Origin of the sequence: Pseudomonas sp. (genome assembly GCF_041601375.1) — a bacterium.
Classification (GTDB): domain Bacteria; phylum Pseudomonadota; class Gammaproteobacteria; order Pseudomonadales; family Pseudomonadaceae; genus Aquipseudomonas.
The window spans coordinates 1-6893 of sequence record NZ_JBFIIG010000209.1; the positions used below are offsets into that span (position 1 = coordinate 1).

Annotated in this window: 5 protein-coding genes; 3 read left to right on the forward strand and 2 right to left on the reverse strand. The window is 61.0% G+C overall.

All coding sequences use genetic code 11. The features are described from left to right. Positions 1–190 precede the first annotated feature (190 nt). Both ABZE94_RS19105 and ABZE94_RS19110 read right to left on the reverse strand, forming a co-directional pair. A complete protein-coding gene (locus tag ABZE94_RS19105) occupies positions 191–1534 on the reverse strand; it encodes an NAD(P)/FAD-dependent oxidoreductase (protein WP_372877461.1) in 1344 nt (447 codons plus the stop codon). Positions 1535–1577: 43 nt separating this feature from the next. Then, positions 1578–2426, reverse strand: a complete 849-nt coding sequence (locus ABZE94_RS19110) for an EcsC family protein (protein WP_372877463.1) — start codon at positions 2424–2426, stop codon at positions 1578–1580. A gap of 35 nt (positions 2427–2461) precedes the next feature. On the opposite strand from ABZE94_RS19110, the gene ABZE94_RS19115 reads away from it, so the two are divergent. The 3 genes from ABZE94_RS19115 to ABZE94_RS19125 form a co-directional block, all read left to right on the forward strand. After that, entirely contained in the window at positions 2462–3229 is a 768-nt protein-coding gene (locus ABZE94_RS19115; RefSeq protein ID WP_372877465.1) for an NRDE family protein, read from the forward strand. A 2-nt stretch (positions 3230–3231) separates the two neighbouring features. Continuing rightward, positions 3232–4992, forward strand: coding sequence for an autotransporter assembly complex family protein (locus ABZE94_RS19120; protein WP_372877467.1), 1761 nt, complete (start codon positions 3232–3234; stop codon positions 4990–4992). After that, the coding region (locus ABZE94_RS19125) for a hypothetical protein (protein ID WP_372877469.1) at positions 4989–6893 on the forward strand (1905 nt) is incomplete at its 3' end. The genes ABZE94_RS19120 and ABZE94_RS19125, both read left to right, overlap by 4 nt.

Genomic DNA, 6893 nt, shown 5'->3' on the forward strand with positions numbered 1-6893 from the left:
AATACTATTAACAGGCGTGTGATGAAACCGGTAATGAATGACGTGCGCATGGGGACATCCTCTGTTTCGTACGTTTCGGCCGCAAATCCTTGCGGCTGACTCTCAGATAGCGGCAAGTATTACGCAGACAATAAGCGCTTGCAACATAATCCGGTGTCGGTTTTTTTTGTAAGCATTTTCAGATAAATGCTCATTTTTCGGCTTCCATGCCCCTTTGCTGCCTTAATTCAATCGTACTGGTCGGTTCGCCTGTGGCAAGGCGCGAACCGCTTTTTCGAGTGATGTATTTCCAGCTCCATTCCAGCATGACACGCAGGCGCTGTTCAAAGCTCATTAAGGACCAAATATGGATGCCAATCCACAGCAGCCAGGCTGGAAAACCGCGTACATGGGCCCAGCGCAGGTCGCCGACAGCGCGATTACGGCCGATCACCGCCATACTGCCCCGATCCTTGTATTTGAAGGGGCGAGTTTCCTTGCCGCGCAGACGACGCTTCAGTAGTCGCGCCACGTAGCGGCCCTGCTGTAGCGCCACCGGCGCCAGTCCCGGTAGTGGCTGGTCTGGCTTGGGTTCGTAACGCGCCAGATCACCAATCACAAAGATTTCGGGATGACCCGGCAGGCTCATATCCGACTGCACCTTGACCTTGCCCTGCTTATCCAGTCCAACGCCGGCTCTCTCCGCCAGCACCTGCCCAAAAACCGAGGCCTTGACGCCAGCAGCCCACAGCACGGTTTCTGCCGGTACGGTACGAACCAGCTGACCACTGCGCATGGTTACCTGGCCTTCCTCGATGTTCTCGACCATGGTTTCGGGAATCACCTTCACACCCAGCTCTTCAAGCATCTGGCGGGCGGAATCACGCAAATCCTGGTCGTAGGCCGGCAATACATCCTTGGCCCCCTCGACCAGCATGATGCGTGCCTCTCGCGGATCAATGCTGCGAAAATCATTGGCCATGGTGTGATGGGCCAGTTCGCCCAGCGCGCCTGCCAGCTCCACACCGGTCGGCCCGCCGCCCACCACGACAAAGGTCATCAGGGCGCGACGCTTGACCGGGTCAGGCTCCTGCTCCGCGCGTTCAAAGGCCGTGAATATCTTGCGGCGCATTTCCAGCGCGTGCTCGACGGTTTTCAGGCCGGGCGCATGGGCGCGCCATTCGTCATGGCCAAAATAGGAATGCTTGACGCCGGTCGCGACAATCAAGGTGTCGTATTCGATCTCGCCATATTCGTGCAGTACACAGCGGCGCTCCGTATCCAGGTCGTAGGCTGTGCCCATCAGGGCCTGCACATTCTTGTAGCGGCGCAGTACCACGCGGTGCGGCGTGGCAATATCGCCCACCACCAGGCTACCGGTAGCGACCTGGTACAGCAGTGGCTGAAACAGGTGAAAATTCCGCTTATCCAGCAGTGTGACGCGAATTTCTTCACCAATCGCCTTGTTGCGTGACTTGCCTAGCGCCCTGGCTGCGAACAGGCCACCGAAGCCGCCGCCGACGATGACAATATGATGGGGACGATCGCTAGCCATGAAATCAGTGTCTCGCTGCCGAAGGGCGGCGCATTATATATGTCTAGACCGTTTCAGGACATGTGGGTGGCTCAGGCAACAAGCCCAGCCGCCGCGCAATAAAGGCATAACGCGCAACCTGCATCAGGTCTGCCATGACCCAGGCGTTAATCGAGCCACCGATTAAGGCGCCGAGTATGGGCACCACCGCTGCCGCCTTGCGCCGCCCGAGGTTCATGCCGAGTTGTGTCGCCAGTCGTTGCATACCGGTGGCCACCGAACCCTTGCCAAGCTGCCGCGCGATCGCCGCCTCCAGTCCATCGCGCAGAGCCTCATTCTGCAGGTCATGCAGACCGACCAGCGCCTGCCAGGCCGCCTGTTTCTCCTCCAGGGTATTGGCATTCGCCAGTGCAAATATTGCCAAGGCAAAACCAGGCGCGTTGGCTTCGCTGCAGTCGTAGCCATAACACATGCCGGTACGATGGATGCCCACGTAGGACTGCAGTATCAGGGCCGGAATATCCAGCGTCAGCCCGGCAGCACCCGCCACGCCGCTCGCTGCCCCGGTGCCCCCGGCCAGCCCCATGGCGCTACGTCGCAAGCTTCGCCACTGCTGATCGCAATCGGGAATCGGTCGGCTGCGTAATGACTCGATATTGGTCACGCCAGCCTGCTGCATCACCCGTTGCCGCAGCGCGACCCGCGTGCTGGCACGACTGGCAGTCACCAGGGCCTGTTCGAACAGGCTCTCCGGAATCACGGCCTGGGTCACGCGTAACACCGGATTCAGGGCCGGTGCGATGCGGCGACCAAAGCCGCTTGCCACCAGGCTGGGGGGCTGCACCAGCCATTGCTCAATCTGCGCTGCATAATCGGGCGCCTGCCCCGCTTTAAATTCTGTCTGTTGCATCATGCCGCCTCCATGGTTCTGCATGATAGCCTGTAGTCATGTGTTTACTTGCCCTTTCCTGGCACAACCATGCGCAGTACTCGCTGGTGGTCGCCGCCAATCGTGATGAATTTTATCGGCGCCCCAGCCGGGCTGCCGATTTCTGGCCGAATGCGCCGGGCGTATTGGCCGGCCGCGATGAGGAACAGGGCGGCAGCTGGCTAGGGCTGCATGTGGATGGTCGCTTTGCGGCATTGACCAATGCGCGCGGTGCCTCCTCGGTTCCCGGCGCCCCTTCGCGTGGCGCACTGGTCAGCGACTTCCTGACCAGCCAGCTATCGGCGCGGGCCTATGCCGAGACACGGCTACAAGAGATAGCCGAGTATGCCGGCTGCAACCTGTTTGTGTGCGATAGCCAGAGCCTGCACTACCTGACCAATCACCCGACCCCGGAAGCACGCGAACTCCCGCCGGGCAGTTATGCGCTCAGTAATGGTCATCTCGACGATGCCTGGCCGAAAATGCGCAACCTGGGTACACGTTTTGAACAACTGCTATTAGAGCCTATTATCCGCAGCGACGACCTGCTCGGCATTCTCACCTGCCGAACGCTTGCCAACGACGACGACCTGCCCGATACCGGGGTCGACCCCAGCCTGGAGAAACAGCTTTCTTCCATTTTTATTCACCTGCCAACCTACGGCACGCGTTGCAGTACCGTGATTACCGTGGACAGCAACGGCCACACCCGTTTCACCGAACGACGCTTCAACAGCGAGGGCGAGGCCGCAGGAGATTCAGAGTACGAATTGACCTGCCGAATCTAGTCATGAAACTACGCCACGCTGCCGTTCTGCTTGTCCTGGGCCTGTCACTTTGCCTGTCGACCGCCTACGCGCGTGACAACCGCAAGGTTGAGGTCGTGATTGAAGGACTGCAGGCAGAGCTGCTGCAAAACGTCGAAGCGCTGCTGACTATTCGGGGCCAGCCGCCCGAAGACCTGCCGCTGGACAACTGGGTGCGCCGCCATCATGCGCGCGCGACCAAACAGATTCAGCAGGCCCTGCAACCCTACGGTTATTACGCCCCGCAAATCGATAGCGCGCTGACCATGCAGGAGGGCGGCTGGCGCGTTCGTTATCGCATTGATGCCGGCAAGCCGGTATTGCTTCGTCAACTCGATGTCCGGGTATCCGGTGAAGGCCAGCTTAGCCCTCTATTCAGCGCAGCCCTGGACAAGATGCCGCTGAAGTCAGGCCAGACGCTGCGGCATAGCCAATATGAAGAAACCAAGGCCCTGTTGCAGCAGGTGGCACTGCGTTATGGCTACCTGGATGCCCGCTTCAGCACCAGTGAATTACGCGTCAACGCCCCTGCACTATGGGCCGATGTGGTACTGCATTACGACACGGGACCACGCTACCGGCTGGGCCAGGTGAGCATTGAGCAGGACATCCTGGAGCCGGCTTTCATTCAGCGCTATGTGCCATTCGCACCGGGCGAACCCTACGACCGACTGCAGCTGGTCGAACTGGAAAACGGACTCATCGACAGCAACTATTTCAGCGATGTTGAGGTAGAGCTGCTCAAGGAGCAGGCCGAGGATCATGTTTTGCCAATCGGGGTGACCACCACCCCACGCAAACCGCAACTGTATTCCGCCGGCCTGGGCTATGGCACGGATACCGGCCCGCGCCTCAACCTCGGCTTTGACTGGCGACGGGTTAATGCCAAAGGTCACCGGGCCGGTGCCAATCTCACCCTGTCCGGCGTCAGGGAAAGCCTTTCGGCCCAGTACCAGATTCCGATCGCGGATGTGCGCAAGGACACGCTCAGTTTCGGTGCCAATGTGCTCAGCGAAGATGCCGGCGACGGTATCAACGAGGAAAGGGAGCTGGGCATCACCCACACCACCAGCTGGCGGGGCTGGCGCCGCAGCCTGTACCTGACCCTCGGCCAGAATATCTCCACATTTGAAGCCGACCGGCAGCGCTTCGACCTGGTGATTCCGGGCATCACCCTGACCCGCACGCGCAGTGACAATCCCATCTATCCTCGCAATTCCATCGGCTTGTCACTGGACGTACACGGGGCGCACCAGAACTGGTTCTCCGATGCCACCTTCCTGCAGGGCCGCCTTCTGACACGTTACATACGCCCGCTGCTGGATGACAAGACGCGCCTGATCCTGCGCGGCGAGCTGGGTGTAACCGGCCTGGATGAAGCCACCGAACTACCGCTGTCACAGCGTTTCTTCGCCGGCGGCGATCAAAGTGTGCGTGGCTACAAGTACCAGTCGCTGGGCGATACCAATGAACTGGGCGAGGTGATTGGCGGTCAGTACCTGCTGGTGGGCAGTATCGAGGTAGACCGGCTGGTCTGGAATGACTGGGGCGTGGCCGCGTTTATTGATGCCGGTAACGCTTCGAACGACAGCCGTGCCGAACTCCTGAAAGGCGCGGGACTCGGCCTGCGATGGCGCTCGCCGGTAGGGCTGATACGCCTGGACCTGGCGACACCGCTGGATGAGCCACCCGATGGCGATCGCTCGAATTACCGGATTCATTTCGGGATCGGCGTTGAATTGTGATCAGAACGTTTTTTTTAGTGCTGGGACTGGGCATACCCCTGCTGCTGGGCATCGCTGTCGTGGGCCTTTTTACGACCGAAACCGGTCTGCATGTCGCGTGGCGCATCGCCGTACCCCTGCTTCATTCGCTGGCCGACATCGACATGCAGGCCGAGCGCATCGGCGGCCGCCTGCTGGGGCCGGTTACGGTAACCGGATTCAGCTATCGCGACCCCTGGGTCCTGGTTGAGGTCGACCAGGGCGAGATTCACTGGCAGCCACGACAGCTATTGCGTGCCCGGGTGTACATCGACGAGCTTGCCGCGCATGAAGTGCGGGTGCAGCTGCAGCCTGCCACTGGCGAAGACGAGGCGTCGGGTGACCCCGATCCGCTTCCCGTGACCGTGCACGTCCAGAAGGCTGTCGTCCACAGTGTGCGCTTTCAACTCGACCCTGACAGCGATGTCTGGCAATTCAGCGAAGCCAACGCCCATGTGAAAGTACTGGAAGATCGCGTGGTCGTTGAACAGCTCACCACCCAGGCCTATGGAATAGCGGGGCAGGCCCAGGGCTTTATTGGCTGGCATGGCCGTTTCCCCCTGGCACTGGATGCCGCGTTCAATCAGACGCTGCCCAGCGGTGAAACATTGCGTTCCCAAATCCGGGCCACTGGTGACCTGGAGGCATTCAAGCTGCAGCTCGCTACCGAACCCCCTTACAGCAGCGACCTGTCGATGACCTGGAAACAGGGCGAGCAGGGCTACGCCATCCACCTGACGGGGCCGGTCGAGCCCGCACCGCTACTGGTGGCACTGGGCCAACTGCCCCCCGAGGCGCTGGCAACGGGGCCGGTAGACGTGCAGGCACAGGGCCTGTTGACCACACATGGCTTTGAAGCCAGTCAATTACAGCTAGGCCATAGCGACACACGCATCAACGCCAGCGGCCAGTTAAGCTGGCATAGCGGCAAGCTGGCCTGGACCAGCACGGCAAGCTGGCAAAATCTGCATTTGCCCCCCTGGGCGCCGGCCCTGACCAGCGTTGAAGGCAACACCCGTATCCAGGGCGGCATCGACGAGGGCGAGGTCATGGTCGATGCCGCCTACGCGGTAGAAACCCAGCAACCGGGACGGGTTCAGCTAGTGGGTCGCTGGCAGGGCGATACGGTGCAGCTTGAGCGGGGTGAACTGGCAGTGGGCCGTAGCCGCCTGACCGGGCAGGGCAGCATCTGGCCACGGGCGGGGTTTCACTGGACTGTCGACAGCCCCAGCCTCGCCGAGCTGTGGCCGGAGGCCCGTGGCCACCTCAAGGGCCAGGGCGCAGTCAGCGGTGACTGGCTGGCACCTCGCATCAACGTCGATCTCAAAGGCAGCAAGGTGCAGCTGGCCGCCATCGGGCTTGACCGGCTTGACCTGCAGGCCAACCTGGATCTTGAACAGGACAGCCAGGGCAGTATGCAACTCGCCATCGCGGGCTTGCGCGTTCCCGATATCGAGCCAACGAACCTGCAGCTGTCCATCAAGGGCCGGCGCTCGGATCATCGACTCGTTGCCAGCCTGCACTCCAGGCAGCTATCCGGCAATGTGGAAGCCAAGGGTGGTTGGGCCGGCGGCAAGTCCCCATGGTTGGGACAACTGCAGATACTGGGCCTGAAACCCGCCGCCACCAGTCGCTGGGAACTGCAGGCCCCGGCTCAGCTGCAGATTCACGCCGAACATATCAGCCTTGCACAAACCTGCCTGAGGCAGGGTGGTTCCCGGCTGTGTCTGAAAGGTCAGAGCCAGGGACAGGGCCTGGCCGCACAATGGCAGGGCGAAGCACAGCTGACCCAGTTGCCGCTGGCACTTTTCTCACCGTGGATGCCAGCCAGCCTGCAACTGCAGGGTAACGCCAATGCGCAAACCCGCATTAGCGGTACAGGC